Annotated in this window: 2 protein-coding genes; both read left to right on the top strand. The window is 40.5% G+C overall.

From position 1 onward, the window contains the following. Positions 1–1,205 (top strand): alpha-amylase family glycosyl hydrolase (locus BCG07_RS12275; protein WP_286890348.1); only part of this gene is annotated, 1,205 nt, incomplete at its 5' end. An 88-nt stretch (positions 1,206–1,293) separates the two neighbouring features. Next, on the top strand, positions 1,294–1,994 hold a 701-nt coding region (locus tag BCG07_RS12270; protein WP_286890347.1), incomplete at its 3' end, for an alpha-amylase family glycosyl hydrolase.

Below are 1,994 nucleotides of genomic sequence, written 5' to 3'. Positions count from 1 at the left end.
CGTTATCTGTAAAAGCAAAAGAGCAGGGTATAGGCCTTGTAATGGATATGGTTCTTAACCATTTTGGCTCTGAGCATACTTGGGTTAAAGATAAGCCAACTAAAGATTGGATTAACTTTAATGGTGAGTTTAATAAAGGCAAGAATGCCACCAGCCATGCGCGCCAAACCATACAAGACCCACACGCCAGTGAATACGACAAGCGCCAGTTTAACGATGGCTGGTTTGTAGAAACCATGCCTGATTTAAATCAGCGCCAACCACTGTTAAGTGAATACTTAATTCAAAATGCGATTTGGTGGATAGAATACGCCGATTTGAGCGGCATACGCGTTGATACCTACTCTTACTCAGATAAAGCATTTTTGAGTGATTGGACAAAAGCCATAATGCAAGAGTATCCAGACTTTAATATTGTTGGAGAAGAGTGGACGTCTAACCCTGCTATTGCTTCTTACTGGCAACGTGGCAAGCATAACCAAGATGGCTATACATCAAGCTTACCAAGCGTGATGGACTTTTCGTTGCAAGAGTCGGTAATTCAAGCGCTAAATGAAGATGAAAGCTGGAACACGGGTTGGGTTAAAGTATATGAATCGTTAGCTAATGACTTTTTATACCCTGATACAAATAACATTATGGTGTTTGCCGATAACCACGATATGAGCCGTGTTTACACTGAGCTTGGCCAAGATTTAGCCAAAACAAAAATGGCGATGACCTTGTTTTTAACCACACGTGGCATACCGCAAATGTATTACGGTACGGAAGTACTATTAGATAACACCCCAAGTAAAGACCATGGCGATATTAGAATTGATTTTCCTGGAGGGTTTGATGGGCAAACACGTAACGCCTTTACCAAAGAGGGCTTAACAAAACAGCAAAAAGAGATGCATAACACCATTAGTACGCTGCTTAACTTTAGAAAAAACAGCTCAGCACTAGATAAAGGTAAACTTGTACACTTTACGCCTCAACAAGGGGTTTATAGTTATGCACGTATTAGCGATGAGCAAACTGTGTTGGTATTTATGAATAAAAACACAGAGGCACTACAAAAAAACATTGAGTATATGCAAGAGGTGATGCCTAAGAGCACAACAGCATTTAATTTATTTACTCAAAAACCACAGAAGCTTGGCAAAACCATTGAATTACCAGCTATGAGCGCAACTGTATTAGTTGTCAATAAGCGACAATAGTGACCTGAATACGTATGCAGCAACTGTATGGTTGCTGCAGTAATCTTTAGTATAAAGTTAATAACAATACTGACAAAAAAGACACACAATGAAAAAATCAGTTTATATACCCGCAGTGCTGTGTAGTGCACTTATTGCTACAGGGTGTTCAGAAAATAATAAACCTGAACAACAGCAAACACCTGCGCATACGCAAAATGAGCTCACTAAGCCAGTTGTATATCAAGTATTTACCCGTTTGTTTGGTAATACCGAGACAGCTAATGTGCCATGGGGCACGAAAGAGCAAAACGGTGTAGGTAAATTTGCCGACTTTAACGACGCAGCCCTAAAAGGCATTAAAGAGCTAGGTACCACGCACGTTTGGTATACCGGTGTGTTACACCACGCGTTAGTGGGCGATTATACCGACTACGGTATTTCAAAAGATGACCCTGATGTAATAAAAGGTCGCGCAGGCTCACCGTACGCGATTAAAGATTACTACGATGTTAACCCCGATTTAGCTGTTAATGTAACAAACCGCATGGGAGAGTTTACCCAGCTTATTGAACGTACACATAGCCATGGCATGAAAGTCATTATTGATATAGTGCCTAACCATGTGGCACGTAATTATGAATCGCTAGGTAAACCTAAAGGTGTTAAAGACTTTGGTGAGCAAGATGACACCAGTAAAGTGTACGATAAAAATAATAATTTTTACTATGTACCAGGAAAGTCTTTTCAAGTACCTACAGATGTTAATTACCAAGTCCTAGGTGGCAATGCTCATCCACTTGCGGACGG

Origin of the sequence: Pseudoalteromonas sp. ESRF-bin5 (assembly GCF_002632075.1) — a bacterium.
GTDB lineage: Bacteria > Pseudomonadota > Gammaproteobacteria > Enterobacterales > Alteromonadaceae > Pseudoalteromonas > Pseudoalteromonas marina.
The sequence above is the reverse complement of the archived record's forward strand: the minus strand, read 5'-3'. Positions and strand labels throughout refer to the sequence as shown.